The 17922-nt window shown below is 65.8% G+C and carries 20 protein-coding genes; 11 read left to right on the forward strand and 9 right to left on the reverse strand.

Annotated features, from left to right (window positions below; all coding sequences use genetic code 11):
- Entirely contained in the window at positions 1 to 795 is a 795-nt protein-coding gene (locus ACW5CM_RS03745) for a CPBP family intramembrane glutamic endopeptidase (protein WP_457124219.1), read from the reverse strand.
- Between the two features lie 112 nt (positions 796 to 907).
- Between ACW5CM_RS03745 and typA the strand changes: the two genes are divergently transcribed.
- Positions 908 to 2818: a translational GTPase TypA gene (gene typA, locus ACW5CM_RS03750; RefSeq protein ID WP_438253436.1), complete on the forward strand. Its 1911-nt coding sequence runs from the start codon at positions 908 to 910 to the stop codon at positions 2816 to 2818.
- An 81-nt stretch (positions 2819 to 2899) separates the two neighbouring features.
- Here typA and ACW5CM_RS03755 read toward each other — a convergent pair whose 3' ends face one another.
- A complete protein-coding gene (locus ACW5CM_RS03755) occupies positions 2900 to 3448 on the reverse strand; it encodes a helix-turn-helix domain-containing protein (protein ID WP_438253437.1) in 549 nt (182 codons plus the stop codon).
- A gap of 64 nt (positions 3449 to 3512) precedes the next feature.
- Here ACW5CM_RS03755 and ACW5CM_RS03760 point away from each other — a divergent pair, with 64 nt between their 5' ends.
- The 6 genes from ACW5CM_RS03760 (at position 3513) to ACW5CM_RS03785 (ending at position 7933) form a co-directional block, all read left to right on the forward strand.
- Complete coding sequence (locus ACW5CM_RS03760; protein WP_438253438.1) at positions 3513 to 4274, forward strand: AzlC family ABC transporter permease; 762 nt, start codon at positions 3513 to 3515, stop codon at positions 4272 to 4274.
- A complete protein-coding gene (locus ACW5CM_RS03765) occupies positions 4271 to 4585 on the forward strand; it encodes an AzlD domain-containing protein (protein WP_438253439.1) in 315 nt (104 codons plus the stop codon). Before ACW5CM_RS03760 ends, ACW5CM_RS03765 begins: the two co-directional genes overlap by 4 nt.
- A gap of 37 nt (positions 4586 to 4622) precedes the next feature.
- Positions 4623 to 5021, forward strand: a complete 399-nt coding sequence (locus ACW5CM_RS03770; RefSeq protein ID WP_438253440.1) for a histidinol dehydrogenase — start codon at positions 4623 to 4625, stop codon at positions 5019 to 5021.
- Positions 5022 to 5030: 9 nt separating this feature from the next.
- Positions 5031 to 5351, forward strand: coding sequence for a ferredoxin (gene fdxA, locus ACW5CM_RS03775; protein ID WP_457124220.1), 321 nt, complete (start codon positions 5031 to 5033; stop codon positions 5349 to 5351).
- 5 nt (positions 5352 to 5356) lie between these two features.
- Positions 5357 to 6469, forward strand: coding sequence for a succinyldiaminopimelate transaminase (dapC, locus tag ACW5CM_RS03780; RefSeq protein ID WP_457124221.1), 1113 nt, complete (start codon positions 5357 to 5359; stop codon positions 6467 to 6469).
- A gap of 168 nt (positions 6470 to 6637) precedes the next feature.
- Positions 6638 to 7933, forward strand: coding sequence for a citrate synthase (locus ACW5CM_RS03785; protein ID WP_438253443.1), 1296 nt, complete (start codon positions 6638 to 6640; stop codon positions 7931 to 7933).
- 61 nt (positions 7934 to 7994) lie between these two features.
- On the opposite strand, the gene ACW5CM_RS03790 is transcribed toward ACW5CM_RS03785, so the two are convergent.
- Together ACW5CM_RS03790 and dapD are read right to left on the reverse strand one after the other, a co-directional pair.
- Complete coding sequence (locus tag ACW5CM_RS03790; protein ID WP_457124222.1) at positions 7995 to 9455, reverse strand: DEAD/DEAH box helicase; 1461 nt, start codon at positions 9453 to 9455, stop codon at positions 7995 to 7997.
- Between the two features lie 230 nt (positions 9456 to 9685).
- Positions 9686 to 10627, reverse strand: coding sequence for a 2,3,4,5-tetrahydropyridine-2,6-dicarboxylate N-succinyltransferase (gene dapD / locus ACW5CM_RS03795; protein ID WP_457124223.1), 942 nt, complete (start codon positions 10625 to 10627; stop codon positions 9686 to 9688).
- A gap of 56 nt (positions 10628 to 10683) precedes the next feature.
- Here dapD and dapE point away from each other — a divergent pair, with 56 nt between their 5' ends.
- The 3 genes from dapE (at position 10684) to ACW5CM_RS03810 (ending at position 13217) form a co-directional block, all read left to right on the forward strand.
- Positions 10684 to 11757 carry a succinyl-diaminopimelate desuccinylase gene (gene dapE, locus ACW5CM_RS03800; RefSeq protein ID WP_457124224.1) on the forward strand — a complete coding sequence of 358 codons (1074 nt, stop codon included), beginning with the start codon at positions 10684 to 10686 and terminating at the stop codon, positions 11755 to 11757.
- On the forward strand, positions 11739 to 12956 hold the full coding sequence (locus ACW5CM_RS03805) for a putative hexosyltransferase (RefSeq protein ID WP_457124225.1): 1218 nt from the start codon (positions 11739 to 11741) through the stop codon (positions 12954 to 12956). Before dapE ends, ACW5CM_RS03805 begins: the two co-directional genes overlap by 19 nt.
- Before the next feature lie 93 nt (positions 12957 to 13049).
- Positions 13050 to 13217, forward strand: coding sequence for a DUF3117 domain-containing protein (locus ACW5CM_RS03810; RefSeq protein WP_084595462.1), 168 nt, complete (start codon positions 13050 to 13052; stop codon positions 13215 to 13217).
- Positions 13218 to 13276: 59 nt separating this feature from the next.
- Here the strand turns inward: ACW5CM_RS03810 and ACW5CM_RS03815 are convergent, their stop codons facing one another.
- Positions 13277 to 13912 (reverse strand): O-methyltransferase, encoded by a 636-nt coding sequence (locus ACW5CM_RS03815; RefSeq protein WP_438253448.1) that lies wholly within the window; start codon positions 13910 to 13912, stop codon positions 13277 to 13279.
- A 94-nt stretch (positions 13913 to 14006) separates the two neighbouring features.
- Between ACW5CM_RS03815 and ACW5CM_RS03820 the strand changes: the two genes are divergently transcribed.
- Complete coding sequence (locus ACW5CM_RS03820) at positions 14007 to 14399, forward strand: twin-arginine translocase TatA/TatE family subunit (protein ID WP_438253449.1); 393 nt, start codon at positions 14007 to 14009, stop codon at positions 14397 to 14399.
- On the opposite strand, the gene ACW5CM_RS03825 is transcribed toward ACW5CM_RS03820, so the two are convergent.
- From ACW5CM_RS03825 to ACW5CM_RS03840, 4 genes are read right to left on the reverse strand one after another with little or no spacing between them, the layout of a single operon-like run.
- Positions 14400 to 14903 (reverse strand): YcxB family protein, encoded by a 504-nt coding sequence (locus tag ACW5CM_RS03825; protein WP_438253450.1) that lies wholly within the window; start codon positions 14901 to 14903, stop codon positions 14400 to 14402.
- Positions 14904 to 14915: 12 nt separating this feature from the next.
- A complete protein-coding gene (locus ACW5CM_RS03830; RefSeq protein ID WP_438253451.1) occupies positions 14916 to 16082 on the reverse strand; it encodes an Mrp/NBP35 family ATP-binding protein in 1167 nt (388 codons plus the stop codon).
- Positions 16079 to 16621: a DUF1003 domain-containing protein gene (locus ACW5CM_RS03835; protein ID WP_438253702.1), complete on the reverse strand. Its 543-nt coding sequence runs from the start codon at positions 16619 to 16621 to the stop codon at positions 16079 to 16081. Before ACW5CM_RS03835 ends, ACW5CM_RS03830 begins: the two co-directional genes overlap by 4 nt.
- Positions 16621 to 17886, reverse strand: a complete 1266-nt coding sequence (locus ACW5CM_RS03840; RefSeq protein WP_438253452.1) for a magnesium transporter MgtE N-terminal domain-containing protein — start codon at positions 17884 to 17886, stop codon at positions 16621 to 16623. Before ACW5CM_RS03840 ends, ACW5CM_RS03835 begins: the two co-directional genes overlap by 1 nt.
- Positions 17887 to 17922: the final 36 nt, after the last annotated feature.

Consider the following 17922-nt stretch of genomic DNA (forward strand, 5'->3'; position numbering starts at 1 on the left):
TCAGCCGGGGAGGCCGAACATCGCGGGGAAGGTCGACGCGGCCCATGGATACCCGATGAACGCCGCCGCATCGATCAGGAAATGGGCGACCAGGAACGGCAGCAGCCGACCGGAGCGTGAGAAGAGCCAGCCGAACAGCAGCCCCATCGCCAGGTTGCCGATGAACGCGCCCGGTCCCTGATACAGGTGGTAGCTGGCTCGCAGCACACTCGTGGCGATGATGATCGGCCAGATACCCCACCCGATCTGCTTCAGACGCGCGAACAGGTAGCCGAGCACGACGAATTCCTCCATGATCGACGCGCGTGCGGCCGACAGCAGCAGAATCGGCACCGTCCACCAGTGTGTGTCGAGTCCGCCCGGATTCACCGCGACGAACAGTCCCAGCATCCGGCCGACGATGTAAAGCGCGAGACCCGGAATGCCGATCGCCAGCACGAGCAGGATGCCGTTTCGGCTGTCGCGGGCGATGCGGGTGCCGTCCAGCCCGAGCCGACCGAGATGCGGCCGCGGTGACTGCCAGAGCAGGTAGCACACCAGGAGCACGGGAACGATCGCGAAGCCGATCGCGAGCACCTGATAGATGAGGTCGAACACCTCCCGGTCGCTGCGCGAGGGATTCAGCGTTGCGACCTGGTCGGCCAGCGGCGTCGCATCCGTCAGCCGATAGGCGAGCTGCACGATCGAGTAGATGGCCGATTGCCCGAGTCCGAGCGCCAGCACGATCGCTATCTCCCACCACAGCCGCGTGCAGGAGAGCGGAGACGTGGCGGCGGCGGTTGCAGATGAGGACACAGCCCGATGTTACGACAGGCGTAGAAGGCCGTTCAGACACTGGACAGCCTTCGTGGGATATCCTGAAACGTCGGCATCCCGGCGCACCCCACACTCTTTTAGGAAAACTTGCATGGCGCACGCCCTTCGCTCTGATCTCCGCAATGTCGCAATCGTCGCGCACGTCGACCACGGCAAGACCACCCTCGTCGACGCGATGCTCCGTCAGACGGGCTCGTTCGGCGAGCACGCGCACGTCGATGAACGCGCGATGGACTCGGGTGATCTCGAGCGCGAAAAGGGCATCACGATCCTCGCGAAGAACACCGCGATCACCTACACCGGCGTCCACAGCGACGTTCCGATCACGATCAACGTGATCGACACCCCCGGCCACGCCGACTTCGGTGGCGAGGTCGAGCGCGGTCTGTCGATGGTCGATGGCGTCGTGCTGCTCGTCGACTCTTCGGAGGGCCCGCTCCCGCAGACTCGTTTCGTGCTGCGCAAGGCGCTGGAGGCAAAGCTTCCCGTCATCCTGCTGGTCAACAAGACTGACCGCCCCGACGCCCGTATCCCCGAGGTCGAGGAAGAAGCGCAGGACCTGCTGCTGGGCCTCGCGTCCGACCTGGTCGACGATGTGCCCGATCTTGATGTGGATGCGCTGCTTGACGTTCCCGTCGTGTACGCCTCCGGCCGCGCCGGCGCGGCATCGCTGAACCGTCCCGAGAACGGCACGCTGCCGGACAACGAGAACCTTGAGCCGCTGTTCGGTGCGATCCTCGAGCACATCCCGGCTCCGGCATACGATGACGAGGCTCCGCTGCAGGCATGGGTCACGAACCTTGACTCCAGCCCGTTCCTCGGCCGCCTGGCGCTGCTGCGGGTCTTCAACGGAACGCTGAAGAAGGGCCAGACGGTCGCCTGGGTCCGCGCAGACGGCACCCACCAGAACGCCCGCATCACCGAGCTGCTGAAGACGCGTGCTCTGGAGCGCTACCCCGCCGAGTCCGCCGCACCGGGCGACATCGTCGCGATCGCCGGCTTCGAGGACATCACGATCGGTGAGACCATCGCCGACCCGGACGATGTTCGTCCGCTGCCGCAGATTCACGTCGACGACCCCGCCATCTCGATGACGATCGGCACCAACACATCACCGCTGATGGGCAAGGTCAAGGGCCACAAGCTCACCGCCCGCATGGTGAAGGACCGCCTCGACCGCGAGCTCATCGGAAACGTCTCGCTCAAGGTCGTCGACGTCGGACGCCCGGATGCTTGGGAAGTTCAGGGCCGTGGTGAGCTGGCGCTCTCCATCCTCGTCGAGAACATGCGTCGCGAAGGCTTCGAGCTCACCGTCGGCAAGCCGCAGGTGGTCACCAAGCAGGTCGACGGCAAGGTTCACGAACCTTTCGAGCACCTCACCATCGACGCCCCTGAGGAGTACCTCGGCGCGATCACTCAGCTGCTCGCGGGTCGCAAGGGCCGCATGGACAACATGGTCAACCACGGCACCGGCTGGGTGCGCATGGAGTTCATCGTTCCTTCGCGCGGCCTGATCGGCTTCCGCACGGAGTTCATGACCACGACCCGCGGCACCGGTATCGCCAACGCGATCTCGCACGGCTACGACGCATGGGCGGGACACATCTCCACGCGTCAGAACGGCTCGATCGTCGCTGACCGCTCCGGCGTCGTCACCCCGTTCGCGATGATCGCTCTCCAGGAGCGGATGTCGTTCTTCGTTCAGCCCACGCAGGAAGTGTACGAAGGCATGGTCATCGGCGAGAACTCGCGCGCCGACGACATGGACGTGAACATCACCAAGGAGAAGAAGCTCACCAACATGCGTGCTGCGAGCTCGGACACCTTCGAGTCGATGACACCGCCGCGCCAGCTGACACTGGAGGAGAGCCTCGAGTTCGCCCGCGACGACGAATGCGTCGAGGTGACCCCGGACGCTATCCGCATCCGCAAGGTGGTTCTGGATGCAACCACCCGCGGACGTGAGACCTCGCGCCTGAAGCGCCAGGACGCCAACGCCTGAACCGCTTGATAGGAAAGAGCCTCGTCCGCCGGTTGAACCGGTCGGGCGAGGCTCTTCTTGTACCCGTCAGTCCAACAGCGCTCAGCGCAGTTCCGAGATGAGCACCGCGCTGGTGCCGGGGACGAGAGCATCGAAAACGTGCGGGATGTCTCCGGCATAGGTGAGGTAGTCGCCGGGATTGAGCAGCACTGGCGCGTCGGCGGGGCCGATCTGCGCCTGCCCTGAGGTCAGGATCACGTGCTCGGTGGTGCCGGAATGGTGCGGATCGGACCGGCGTGGTTCGCCGGGCTCGGCACGGATGAGGTAGATGTCCCGGCGTGCACCGGGCGGGCTCGCGGAGAGCAAGCTCGCGCTGTACGAGGCCGCCGCCGACGGGACGCTGGCGAGATCATCGGCGCGAATGAGGGTCGGGGCGTTGGCCTGCTGATCGACGAGCACGGCGAAGGGGACACCCAGTGCCACGCCTAGAGCCCACAGGGTCTCGACACTGGGGTTGCCCGAGCCGTTCTCCAGCTGCGACACGGTCGCTTTCGACACGCCGGCCTGCCTGGCCAGTTCAGACACCGACATTCCGATGGCTTCGCGCTCGCGGCGCAACGTGCGGGCGATGCGAGTTCCGAGATCCTCCATGCGTTCATCATGTCAAACGTTCGTTCACTTGACTATCCGATGTGCAGTGTTCAGAATGATACGCATGCGTTCAGTGAATCGAACGGCCGAGGTGCGGGCCGGCGGACGCCGCGAGGTCTGGCGCGAAGGCGTCGGGGTCGCGGTCGCCACCAGCGCCTACGGGATATCGTTCGGCGCGCTGGCCGTGGCATCCGGTCTTGACGTCTGGCAGACCTGCGTGCTGAGCCTGCTGATGTTCACCGGCGGGTCGCAGTTCGCCTTCATCGGGGTACTCAGCGCTGGTGGTGTCGCGGCCCTTCCTTCAGCGATCGCCTCGGCGGCGCTGCTCGGGGTGCGCAACATGGCATACGGCATGCGGATGTCGACCACGATCGGATCCGGCTTCTGGCGGCGTTCGGCGGCCGCTCACATCACGATCGACGAATCCACGGCCGTCGCCATCTCTCAGGATTCTGCTCCACTGCGTCGACTCGGGTTCTGGGTCACCGGCATCGGCGTCTTCGTCGGCTGGAACCTCACCACACTCATCGGCGCCCTCATCGGCGATGTTCTGGGCGACCCGAAAGCCTGGGGCCTGGATGCCGCGGCGGCCGCAGCCTTCCTCGCCCTGCTCTGGCCGAGGCTGAAACAGCGACAGGCCATTGTCGTCGGCGTAGCCGCGGCGGTTATCGCAGCCGTGCTCACCCCGGTGATCATGCCCGGACTTCCCGTGCTCGTTGCCGCTGTGGTTGCCATTGCGGTCGGGTGGTTCAACTGGTTCGACGGCTCACGCGCACCCCTGAAGCAGACCGGCGCAACGGATACCGCGATCGGCGAGACACCATGAGCGTATGGAGTGCCGTGCTGCTCGCGGCGTGCATCTGCGCGGCGTTCAAGGCATTCGGTTACTTGATTCCGCCGCATCTGCTGGAAGCCCCGCGCCCGGCGCGCATCTCGGACCTGCTGACGGTGTCTCTGCTGGCCGCTCTGGTAGCTGTTCAGACGCTCGGAGCGGGCCAGGCCGTGGTTGTGGATGCCCGGATCCCGGCCGTGCTGGTCGCTGCCGGGCTACTGTACCTGCGGCAGTCGTTCCTGGTCGTCGTCGTGGCCGCTGCCGCATCGGCAGCACTGCTGCGCCTGGTCGGCTGGGCAGTATGAGCAGAAGGGCCACAGCAGGCCCGCGTAGGATCTCAGGGTGCCCCACTGGATCTCTCGCGCTATCTCCTGGATCGCTGCTGCCCTCGCTGGTGCTGTTTACGGCACGGCGGGAACCATCGCGCACAGCCTCACGATGTGGGGCGTCATTCCCATCGGAATGATCGTCGGGGCCATTGGCTGCGGAGCACTACTGATCGCGACGCGCGCTCTGACCTTGGATCGCGCGGCGGCACTGGCCGCAGCCATCGGAATGTTGGGCATGCTGATGATCATCTCCGGTGTCGGGCCCGGCGGATCCGTCGTCGTGCCGAACACCCCGGCCGGTCAGATCTGGACACTTTTGGTGGCCGCTATCGCGCTGCTGGTGGTCGCCTGGCCGCGGGTGAAGAGCGCACCTGTGCGTACGCAGGTGCCTGGTGGTGAGAACGGGTCGTAGACTGGAGGGGTGACGTATGTGATCGCTCTTCCGTGCGTCGATGTCAAGGATCGCGCCTGCATCGACGAGTGCCCCGTTGACTGCATCTACGAGGGCGAGCGTGCGCTGTACATCCATCCCGATGAATGTGTCGACTGCGGCGCCTGCGAGCCGGTGTGCCCCGTCGAGGCGATTTACTACGAGGATGACCTGCCCGAAGAGTGGCAGGACTACTACAAAGCCAACGTCGAGTTCTTCGAAGAGATCGGCTCGCCCGGCGGCGCTGCCAAGGTCGGGGTCTACGCCTTCGACCACCCCGTGATCGCAGCGCTTCCTCCTCAGGGCGAGTAGATCCGGTGAGCGTCCGCGACCTCGCCGATTATCCGTGGGATGCAGTCGTTCCTTACCAGGAGCGTGCGGCGCGGCATCCGCACGGTCTGGTAGACCTCTCCATCGGTTCGCCCGTTGATCCCACCCCGGGTATCATCCGGCAGGCGCTCGCCGATGCCACCGATGCGCATGCCTATCCGCAGAATATCGGCACGCCCGCGCTGCGCGAGGCGATCGTCGAGTGGTATTCGCGTCGACGCGGTGTTCCGGATCTGAGCGTCGAGAACGTCTTGCCGACGATCGGGTCCAAAGAGCTCGTGGCGCTGCTGCCGACCCTGCTCGGGCTCGGCGAGGGCGACACTGTCGTGTACCCGCGCGTTGCCTATCCGACCTACGAGGTCGGCGCACGCGTCGTCGGCGCGACACCGATCGCCGAGGATGATCCGGCGCTGTGGCCGGACGGTACCAAGCTCATCTGGATCAACAGCCCGGGCAATCCGGACGGGCGCACCTGGACGGTGGATGAACTCGCCACCGCCGTGCGACGCGCTCGCGAACTCGGGGCGATCCTCGCCAGCGACGAGTGCTACGCCGAACTCGGCTGGGACGGGCCCTGGGCCCATGAACCCATTCCCTCCGTTCTTGATCCCCGGGTGACAGGCGGCACGCGTGCGGGTCTGCTCAGCGTGTACTCGTTGAGCAAGCAGTCCAACCTCGCCGGTTATCGTGCGGCATTCGTAGCCGGCTGCTCCCGGATCATCGCCGACCTACTCACTGCGCGCAAACACCTCGGACTCATGATGCCGGCGCCCGTCCAGCAGGCGATGATCACCGCCCTCGGTGATGAAGCGCACGTCGCCGAGCAGAAGGAGTTGTACCGGACCAGGCGCGAACTCCTGCTCCCGGCGCTCGAAGCTGCCGGATTCCGCATCGACGGCTCAGAAGCCGGTCTCTATCTCTGGGCGACGGCCGGCGAAGACGCCTGGGCATCCATGGGGAGACTGGCCGATCTCGGCATCCTGGCCGGTCCAGGGCCCTTCTACGGGCCGGATGCTGCGCAGCACATCCGACTCTCGCTGACCGCTCCGTCAGAGCGAGTGGCTGAGGCCGCACGCCGCTTGCGCGGGGAGCCGCTGTAGGTTCCCATGTCATATTCTTGAGGTCTCTTGGCGGATGTCACAGTAGGCCAATCAGGCGGCTAGGCTGTAGAGGCGATTCGGTCGAGACCCGACCAGGCGTCAAGCGCCGTGCATCGCCCTCGACGAAACAGACCAACAGGTCGCGTAAATACGTACAAGGAGGTCCGCGTGAGTGCAGCGGGAGATCAGCAGGCGAAGGCCACCCTCACCATTGGTGGAACCACCGCAGAATTCCCCGTACTGCGTGGTACTGCGGGTGCCGACAGCATCGACTTTTCGACGCTGACCCGGCAGACCGGCTACACGGGGCTGGACTACGGGTTCGTCAACACCGCATCCACGAAGTCGGCGATCACCTTCATCGACGGTGACCAGGGCATCCTCCGCTACCGGGGCTATCCCATCGACCAGATCGCGCAGAACTGCACCTATCTCGAGGTGGCTTGGCTGCTCATCTACGGCGAGCTGCCCACGCCTGACGAGCTGGCGAGCTTCGATGACCGCATTCGTCGGCACACGCTGCTGCATGAAGATCTCAAGCACTTCTTCTCGGCACTGCCGCACACCGCGCACCCGATGTCGGTGCTGTCTTCGGCCGTGGCCGCGCTTTCGACCTACTACGAGGGACAGACCGACCCGAACAACCCCGAGCATGTCGAGCTCAACATGGTGCGCATGCTCGCCAAGCTGCCCGTCATCGCGGCCTACGCGCACAAGAAGAGCATCGGGCAGGCATTCCTGTACCCGGACAACTCGCTGAGCTTCGTCGACAACTTCCTCAAGCTCAACTTCGGCGTCAACTCCGAGCCCTACGAGATCAATCCAGTGATGTCGAAGGCCCTTGAGCTGCTGCTCATTCTGCACGAAGACCACGAGCAGAACGCATCGACCTCGACTGTGCGCCTGGTGGGCTCCACCGGAGCGAATCAGTTCGCTTCGATCTCTGCCGGCATCCAGGCGCTCTCTGGACCGCTGCACGGTGGCGCCAACGAGGCTGTCCTCACGATGCTCGGAGAGATTCGCGATTCCGGTCAGGGCGTGAAGCGCTTCGTTGAGCGAGTGAAGAACAAAGAAGAGGGCGTCAAGCTCATGGGCTTCGGCCACCGGGTGTACAAGAACTACGACCCCCGCGCCAAGCTCGTCAAGGAAGCCGCCGATGAGGTGCTGCGCGAGCTCGGCGTCACCGACCCGCTGCTCGACCTGGCCAAGGAACTCGAAGAGATCGCACTGGCGGACGAGTACTTCCAGGAGCGTCGCCTGTACCCCAACGTCGACTTCTACACCGGCGTGATCTACAAGGCGATGGGCTTCCCGACGCGTATGTTCACCGTGCTGTTCGCGATCGGCCGCCTTCCCGGCTGGCTGGCGCAGTGGCGTGAGCTGCAGCTGGACCCGCAGACCAAGATCGGTCGTCCGCAGCAGCTGTACACCGGAGCGACTGAGCGTCAGTTCCCGACGCGCTGATCGGATGCTGAAAAGCCCCGGCCCCTTCCCGAAGGAAGTGGCCGGGGCTTTCGCATGGGGATCAGCGTCCCTGGGAACCGCCGCCCTGAGCGCGGCGCGGACGCCGTGAGTCGGCGTGCTGGCCGACCGCAGCGGGGCGCTGCTGGCCGGAGCGCTGGCCGCCACCGGAGCGCTGTCCCTGGGCTGTTGCGGGCTGTCCCTGGCTGTTCTGCCCCTGGGCGCCCTGCGGGCGACGGCGACGGTTGGCTGGGGAGCCTGCTGCGGGAGCACCACCCTGCTGCGGCTGGCGCGGCTTCTTCGGCTGCTGACGCTGCTGCTGCTGCTGCTGTTGCACCGGCACGGGCTTCACGTGCGGGGCGCGTTCGCCGACAAGCTCGTCGACGATGTCGGAGTTCACCTGCTCGAGTTCGGCGGTGATCTGGGCCTTGCGCAGCAGGTCCTTCACATCGCGGCGCTGCTCAGGAAGCACGACGGTGACGACGGTGCCGGCGGCACCGGCGCGGGCCGTGCGACCAGAGCGGTGCAGGTATGCCTTGTGCTCCATCGGCGGGTCGACGTGGACGACGAGGTCGACGTTGTCGACGTGCACGCCACGGGCCGCGACGTCGGTCGCGACAAGAACGCGCACGCCACCGTCTGCGGGGTCTGCAGAGAAGGCGCTGAGGTTGCGTTCACGCGCGTTCTGCGACAGGTTTCCGTGCAGGTCGACGGCAGGCACGCCGGCGGCAGTCAGCTGCTTGGCCAGCTTCTTCGCCTGGTGCTTGGTGCGGGTGAACAGGATGCGGCGGCCGGTGCCGGAGGCAAGGTCGCGCACGAGAGAGGTCTTGTGCTCGGTGGAGGTGGTCACCAGCACGCGGTGGGTCATCTCGCCGACCGGGACGCTGGATTCGTCGACCTCGTGGCTGATCGGGTTCGAGAGGAACCGGCGTGCCAGGGAGTCGATGCCACGATCCAGCGTCGCGCTGAAGAGCAGACGCTGACCGCCGGCGGGCGTTGCGGTGAGGATGCGGGTCACGCCGGGCAGGAACCCTAGGTCGGCCATGTGGTCTGCCTCGTCAAGGACTGCGACCTCGACGGCGTCGAGGGCGACGAGCTTCTGCTTCATGAGGTCTTCGAGGCGCCCGGGGCAGGCCACGATGATGTCGACTCCACCGCGCAGCGCCTGCTCCTGCGGGCGCTGGCTGACGCCGCCGAAGATCGTGGTGACGCGGAGCCCTGCTGCTGCGGCAAGCGGGGTGACGACTGCGGCGATCTGCGTGGCAAGCTCACGCGTCGGAGCAAGGATCAGGCCACGCGGATGCTGCGCGCGGGTCTTCTTGTTCGATGCGGAAAGGCGCGCAACGAGGGGAATGGAAAAGGCGATCGTCTTGCCGCTGCCGGTGCGACCGCGACCGAGGAGGTCACGGCCGGCGAGGGAATCGGGGAGCGTGTCGCGCTGGATGGCGAACGCCTCGGTCTTGCCATCGGCAGCAAGGACATCAGCCAGGCGTGCGGGCACGCCGAGTTCGAGAAAGGTAGGCATAGAAATACTCCGTGAACACGCGTCAGCGTGTCGAGTTCGTGTGATGGGCGACCGCGCACAGGAAGTGCGCAGAGGTTCGCCGTTCGAAACGCCAACTGGTGGAGGAGCTGTTCAGCTCGCTTCGGTCTGGGAAGACCCCGTGACGACGACGTAGCTGCCCGTTAATTGGACAACTGTTCAACAGTAGCAGGGCAGGTATGTCGCAACCTGCATGTGCACCGTGCGTGTCCTCAGGCGTGCAGCGTCTCGTTCAAGGTCACACCGGAACCCGCGCGACGCTTGACCTCGATGGTGCCGGTGAGTGAATTGCGCCAGAACAGCAGACCGTTCTGCCCGGAGAGCTCTGCCGCTTTCACGACGGGCTTGCCGCCGTCTGCGGTGTCGGGGCCGTCCGCCAGGACCACCTTGGAGCCTGCCGTGATGTAGACGCCAGCCTCGAGAATGCAGTCATCACCCAGCGCGATGCCCAGGCCCGCATTCGCGCCGAGGAGGGTGCGCTCTCCGATGGAGACGCGCACGCTCCCGCCGCCGGAGAGTGTGCCCATGATGGATGCGCCGCCGCCGATGTCGCTGCCCGCGCCGACGACGACGCCCTGGGAGATTCGCCCCTCGACCATCGAGGCACCGAGCGTGCCGGCGTTGAAATTCACGAAGCCCTCGTGCATCACGGTGGTTCCGGGCCAGAGGTACGCGCCCAGACGAACGCGGGCGGCATCCGCGATGCGCACGCCCTCGGGCTGGAGGTAATCGGTCAGACGCGGGAACTTGTCGAGTCCCTGCACCTGGATGCCGTGGCGGCGCAACTGCGGCTGCAACCGCGTGGCATCGGCCGGGAGCATGGGGCCGGCGTTGGTCCAGGCGACATTCGGCAGCTGAGTGAAGATGCCGTCGAGGTTCAGATCGTTGGGGCGCACCAGCAGGTGCGACAGGGCGTGCAGACGCAGGTAGGCATCGGCGGTGGACGCCGGGGCTTCGTCGAGGTCGATCTGCAGCGTGACGCTGTCGATAACGACGTTGCGACGCTCGTCTCCGCCGGTGTGGGAGGCGAGGTCTGCGAGGCCGGTGCAGGGGAGATCACCGGTGCCGAGCTGCTGATACCAGGCATCCAGCACCGTGCCGTCTTCAGCGATCGTCGAAAGGCCTGTGCCCCATACTGTGCGCCGCGTGCTCATCCATTAACGCTACCGGTATCGCCGAGCGCGTCTGTGCGAGGTCTTAGGCTGAGCATATGCTTCTCGATCTGACTGCGTCATCCGTCGATCTCACCCGCACGATCTGCGACATTGCCAGTGTCTCTGGTGAGGAGAAGGACCTGGCCGATCTGATCGAGGAATCCGTCCGAGCCTATGAGCACCTCGAAGTGATCCGGCACGGGAACACCGTCGTTGCGCGGACTAAGCTCTCGCGCGCGCAGCGCGTGGTGATCGCCGGTCACATCGACACCGTTCCCATCAACGGCAATGTGCCCACTCGCACCGTCGAGTACGACGGACACCCGTACCTGTGGGGTCGTGGCACCGTCGACATGAAGGGCGGCGTTGCCGTGCAGCTCAAGCTCGCCGCAGAGCTGACCGATCCCGTGGTCGACATCACCTGGATGTGGTACGACAACGAGGAGGTCGCGGCATCCCTGAATGGATTGAACCTGCTGTCCGCCGAGCGACCCGACCTGTTCGCAGCCGATTTCGCGATTCTGGGCGAGCCATCCAACGGCGAGGTCGAGGGTGGATGCAACGGCACGCTCCGCGCGATCGTGCGCACCCGCGGCGTGCGGGCGCACAGCGCCCGAGCGTGGATCGGTGAGAACGCCATCCACGCGGCCGCCCCGATCCTTGCGCGTCTGGCCGAGTACCGCGCGAAAGAGGTGCAGGTAGAAGGCCTGGCCTATCGCGAGAGCTTGAGCGCCGTGCGCATCGACGGCGGCATCGCCGGCAACGTCATCCCCGACCTGTGCGAGGTCGAGGTGAACTATCGGTTCGCGCCCAGCAAGACGGCAGCGGATGCCGAGACTCACGTCCGCGGCGTCTTCGAGGGCTTCCACGTCGAAATCATCGACGCCGCAGAGGGTGCTCGACCCGGACTCGACGCCCCGATCGCACAGCAGTTCATTAACGCTGTCGGTGCGCAGCCGCGTCCGAAATACGGGTGGACCGATGTGGCGCGCTTCAGCGCTCTCGGCATCCCCGCGGTCAACTACGGCCCGGGCGACCCTCACCTCGCCCACCATGACGAGGAACGTGTTCCGCTCGCGCAGATCGATGCGGTGGAGCAGGGGCTGCGCACGTGGCTCACGGCCCGCTGACCACGCTCGCGCGCCAGTGGGCGCGGATGCCGGTCATCGCGCGGATCGGCGCGATCTATGTGCTCGGTCGGCTCATCACCACCGGGCTGCTGTCCTGGGCGGCGCACCTGTCCGGGCCGATGTCTCGCTTCGGCGCCGACGCCGATCTCGGTCGCTTCGTCCTGGGCTGGGACGCGCAGTGGTACTGGCTGGTGGCATGGGAGGGGTACCCGTCGGTTCTGCCGCTCACCGAATCCGGGCAGGTCGCCGAGAACGCGTGGGCTTTCATGCCGGTGTACGCATATCTGGCGCAGGCAGTGGGCTTCCCGTTCGGTTCCTGGGGTGCCGGGGCATTCCTCATCTCCCTGGTCGCGGGGTTCTTCGCCTCGGTGATGCTGCACCGCCTGCTGCGGGAGCGGATCGGCTCCACCGCAGCGCTCTGGGCGGTCGCCTTCTTCGCCTGGGGTCCGCTGGCGGCGCTCTTCCACGTCGGCTACGCAGAATCGCTGTTCGTCCTCCTGCTGCTCATTGCGCTCGACCTCGTGGCGCGTCGTCGCTTCGCGTGGGTGTATCCGGTGATCGCCGTGATGGCGTTCACCCGTCCAGGCATCCTTGCCTTCGCGCTCTACCTGGGGCTCTACGGCATCCTGCGGTGGGTGCGTCGACGTACGGACCCGCTGCCGGCCGCGCACGTCGTGCACATCATCGCCCTGGGCGCGCTGGCCACAGCGACCGGTTTCGCCTGGCAGGGTTTCGCGGCGCTGGCGACGGGGGACGCGGGCGCATACCTGGCGACGGAACTGTCGTGGCGACGGAACTGGGGCGCCGGATCCGACGGCTTCATCCCCTTCGAGGGATGGGTGCAGGGCGCGCAGTTCTGGTTCGGCCAGTGGGGGATGCCGCAGTGGTGGGGACCGATCGCGCTGGTGGTGTTGCTGATCGTGGTGGCCGGCGCGCTGATCTTCGCACCGCAGGTGCGTCGCCTGGGACCGGATCTGCGGCTCTGGAGTGCGAGTTACCTGCTGTACCTGCTGGCGGTGTTCTTCCCGCAATCGAGCACGTTCCGTCTGCTGATGCCGCTGACGCCGCTGTGGGGAGCCGTCGCCGTGCCGCGGTCGCGCGGGTACCGGATCGGGGTGCTGGTGCTGTGCGTGGTGGGCCAGTGGCTGTGGATCTATCCCATGTACGCACTCGGAAACACCTTCTGGCAGGTGCCGTAACCGAGCGTTCATTACCGATTCTTCGTGCCCGTGAGCAGTGGCGGAAGCTTACCGATAAACTTGATGCATACCAATGATGGAAAAGGAGTCACGATGGCAGCGATGAAGCCGAGAACCGGAGACGGACCCATGGAGGCCGTGAAGGAGGGACGACTCATCATCGTGCGCGTTCCCCTCGAAGGTGGCGGCCGTCTGGTCGTCTCCGTGAACGATGCTGAAGCGAAGGAGCTGCACGACGTCCTCGCTGGCGTCGTGAGCTGACCTTCAACGAATCAGGGGCGGTGGATCTTCAGATCCACCGCCCCTTTCGTGTTCCTGGATCAGTCCGTGCTGCGGCTGATGAGCTGCAGCAGTCCCTCGCCGACCGTTGAGATCGCGGCGAGAACCGCAGGGGACTCCTGCGTCTCCTGCACGAGCGAGCGGTAAGCGCTGGTGACGGCATCCCGTTGCACGGGGTCTGCGGCTTTTCCGCCGGCGAGCACGCGGGGGACGAGGACGATACCGCCGGTGCGCACCAGGCGCAGACCGTGCTCGACGTACTCGATGACATTCTCGGGGTCAGCGTCGACGAGCACGATGTCGTAGGCGTCCTCGTTCATCCGGGGCAGGACATCGGAGGCACGGCCGGTGATGAAGCGTGCCTTGGTCGGCACGATCTTCGCTTCGCTGAAGCTGCGGCGGGCCGCGGCCAGGTGCTCGGGCTCATTGTCGATAGAGGTGAGGACCGCCTGCGGGGCTCCGCGCAGCAGCCAGAGCCCAGAGACACCGGCTCCGGTGCCGATCTCGACGATCGAGCGCGCGTTGGTGGCAGCTGCCAGAACGGCAAGCTGCGCGCCGACGGCCGCACTGACCGGGGCTGCTCCTAATTCGACCGCGTGAGCGCGTGCACGCGCGATGGCGGCGGGTTCGATGATGGCCTCGCGGACATAGCGTGCGTTGGCGTCGTTCTCGCTCATGACCTTCTCCTCAAGCCGCTTGCACAAGCGGCTGATTCCAGACTATTCGTATGCCATGGCTGAAGGGGTCAGGCGCGGCGGGTAGCCTGGGTACATGGACTTCGGGCTCACCTTTGAGAAGCTTCTGCTTATCGGTGTACTCGCTGCGATCATCATCGGTCCGGAGCGGCTCCCGAAGGCTGCGGAGACGTTCGCGCGCTTCGTTCGCAGGGCCGGCGAGTATCTGCGCGACACCAAGAGCAGAATGCGCGACGAGATCGGGCCGGAGATCGACGATGTGGATTGGCGCAAGCTCGATCCGCGTCAGTACGACCCACGCCGCATCATTCGCGACGCGCTGCTCGAAGAGCCGTCCGTGACTGCCGCCCCTGCCGCTGCCACAACAGCCGTTGCACCGGCGCCGACGAATGAGTATCCGCGCAAACCGGTGTTGCGTCCGATCTTCACGCGTGATGCACCGCCGCCATACGATGTCGAGGCGACCTAGTCAGATCTGCGACTTGAGCTGCGCGATATCGGCGTCGTCCAGGAGAGCGCGGGGGATAGCGGTGACCACTGACTGTCCGCGAAGCTGCAGGATGACGGCGTGCTTGCCGACGCGGACCGAACGAAACGTCTCGTAGCTCATCTCTGAGACGCCGCGCTTCGACATCATTCTGATCATCTTGTCGTCGAGTTGGATGCCGATCTTCGTGCCGGCCGGCATCGCCGATCCGATGGCACGCTGAACGGACGACCGTGTGAAGATGATCGACGCCGCAATCAGCGCGGCGATCGCGAACGGAGTCCAGGACAGCGTTGCAGAGCGTTCGTGCTCGGCGTCGCCGATCAGCACCAGCACGATGACGTTCACAATGAGTGCGGCGATCAGCGAGGCGTAGGCGATGACTGCCAGCGGACGGGTGAGCGTGTAGAGCGTGGCGTCCCGAGTCAGGTTGCGCAGGAGTTCCTGATCGACAAGGACAGTTCGGGGAGCGGCGTCAGATGTCACTCGGACAGTCTTTCATTTCTGAGGCGTGGTGCCGTGCTGCGCGTCTGGGGCGGGTCGAGATGTCACCGACATCGGCAGCGAACGTCCTGCGAGCCTGCGGCCCTGACGGGCGAGATCGACCGCCACGGCGCGGATCGCCTGGGCCGAAGCATCCTCGGGATCACCGATGACAACGGGCGTGCCCGCATCTCCGCCCATGCGCAGCGCGGGACTGAGGGGAATCGTCGCCAGCAACGGCACGGGTTGCTCGCCCTGCGAGAGCGCATCGGCCACTTCCTGCCCGCCGCCAGTGCCGAACAGGTCAAAGACCGTGCCGTCTTGCATCGTGAGCGCAGACATGTTCTCGATCACGCCGATGACGTGCTGTCCGGTTTGGCGGGCGACGAGTCCGCTGCGGATGGCGACATCGGATGCCGCCGTCTGCGGCGTTGTGACGACGAGCACCTCCGCGTGCGGAAGGATTTGGCCGATCGAGATCGCGATGTCGCCGGTGCCTGGGGGCATGTCGATGAGCAGCACGTCGAGGTCGCCGAAGAACACGTCGGTGAGGAACTGCTGCACAGTGCGGTGCAGCATCGGTCCGCGCCAGGCGACAGCGGCTTCACCGTCTCGGAGGAACATTCCGATCGAGATGGTCTTCACCCCGTGGGCGACAGGAGGCAGCATGAGATCGTCGATGCGGGTCGGCTGCGTCCCAACCGGAATGCCCAGCAGCCCCGGAATCGAGAAACCGTGCACATCGGCGTCCACCAGGCCGACGGCCAGCCCCTGTTCTGCCAGCGCGACAGCCAGATTCGCGGTCAGCGTCGACTTGCCCACGCCGCCCTTGCCGCTGGATACCAGGATCACCCGTGTCAGCGAATCCGGCCCGAAGGGCATCTGCCGTGCCGGACGCCCGTCGCGGAGCTTCTCGGTCAGCGCCTTGCGCTCAGCCGGCGTCATGACGCCGATGTGGATCGTGACGTCGGTGATTCCCGACACCGATGCCGCCGCACGGCGTACATCGCTCTCGATGCGATCAGCGGCGGGGCATCCGACGATTGTCAGCGCGATGGCGACGTCGGCCCGACTGCCGTCGACGGAAATCTCGCGCACCATGTCGAGGTCGCCGATCGGTTGACGAAGCTCTGGGTCGGAGACTGCTCCTACGGCGGCGCGAACACGCTCAGAAAGGCTCATCGCTGCGTCCGGGGCGTGCTCGGGGCGGAGCCGGCCTCATCGGCACGGTCATCGTCCATGTCGGTAAGCAACGACTTCAGTTCGGCGCGCAGAACATCGCGTGTCACGGCCTGCGCGTTTCGCTCTTCCAGCGCCATGCGCAGGGCGACGATCTCGCGGGCCAGGTATTCGGTGTCGGCGAGGTTTCGCTCAGCACGCTGACGGTCCTGCTCGATCTGCACGCGGTCACGGTCATCCTGCCTGTTCTGCGCGAGCAGGATGAGGGGAGCTGCGTACGAAGCCTGCAACGACAGCATCAGGGTGAGAGCGGTGAAGCCGAGGGCCGCGTCGTCGAAACGCACCGAGATCGGCATCAGGGTGTTCCAACTGATCCACGCCACGCAGAAAAGGGTGAGGATCAGCAGGAATGCGGGCGTGCCCATGGCACGGGCGACCCACTCGGTGAACCGGCCGAAGCGGTCGCGCGAGCTGGCTGGGCGCTGGCGCGACGTTCCGCGCCCCAGGGGCGCGTCGAGACCTGCACGCTCGGCCTTGGCCATCATCGTGCACCTCCCGCGTTCGTCGCATCGTCGACGTCCTGGGTGCGCCAGTCATCAGGCAGCAGGTAATCGAGCACGTCATCGATGCTCACCACGCCGACGAGCCTGTTTGCGGCATCCACCACGGGCAGAGAGACGAGGTCGTAGCTTGCCAGGAGTCGCGCCGTCTCCGCGGCGGATGCTGTCACCGAGATCGGCTCCATCGTCTCGTCCACGATCGCGCCGAGCCGCTCATGCGGCGGATAGCGCAGCATCCGCTGAAAATGAACGACGCCCAGCAGGCGGCCGGTCGGTGTCTCAAACGGCGGCAGCGTGACGAAGACCGCGGCGGCGAGAGCCGGATGCAGTTCATGGCGACGAATCAGCGCGAGCGCTTCGGCGACAGTGGCATCAGCGGAAAGGATGATCGGCTCGGTGGTCATGAGACCACCCGCGGTGTCCGGTTCGTAGCGCAGCAACGTGCGCACATCCTCGGCCTCTTCGGGTTCCATCAGACCGAGAAGCTGCTCGAGGCGTGTCTTCGGAAGCTGCGCCAGCAGATCAGCCGCGTCGTCCGGTTCCATGTGGTCGAGGATGTCAGCGGCCCGCTCATCGCCGAGCCCATCGAGAATGTGCACCTGCTCGTCTTCCGGCATCTCTTCGAGAGCGTCGGCCAGGCGGTCGTCGGAGAGTTCTTCGGCCACTTCGATCATGCGCCGCTGGGGCAAATCGAGCAGCGTTGTCGCAAGGTCGGCGGCGTGCAGTTCTGAGTATGAAGCAACGAGCTGCTCAGCCGACTGGGCTTCACCCGGTGCACGCTTCTCAGCCACTTCGTGCCAGGCCGCGAACGTGGTTGGTCCTTTGGCGAAGGGGGACGCGCTCGTCTTGGGCTTGCGGAGGAACAGCTGGCTGACATTCCATTCGCCGAGTCGGTTCGGTTCGATCGCAACATCTTCAATGACCGCGCGCCCGTTGCCGTCGACGAGTTCGACCCGACGACCGAGCATCTCTGCGAGAACCCGCACTTCGCCGGAGCGGGGCTGGAATCTGCGCACGTTGATGAGCCCGGTTGTGAGCACCTGACCGGTCTGGATCGAGGTGACGCGACCGATCGACATGAACACGTGCCGGCGTCCGGGAATCTCGATCACGAGGCCGATCACGCGCGGCGAGGCGGTACTTCGGTACACGATGACGACGTCTCGGACCTTGCCGAGCCGGTCGCCGACGGGATCGAAGACGGCGCAACCGGCCAGTCGCGCGACGAAAACCCGTTGTGTGCTCACGCTTCCAGCGTAGTCCGCGACCCGTTGTTCTCGGTC

This window comes from Microbacterium wangyouchuni, assembly GCF_054072595.1.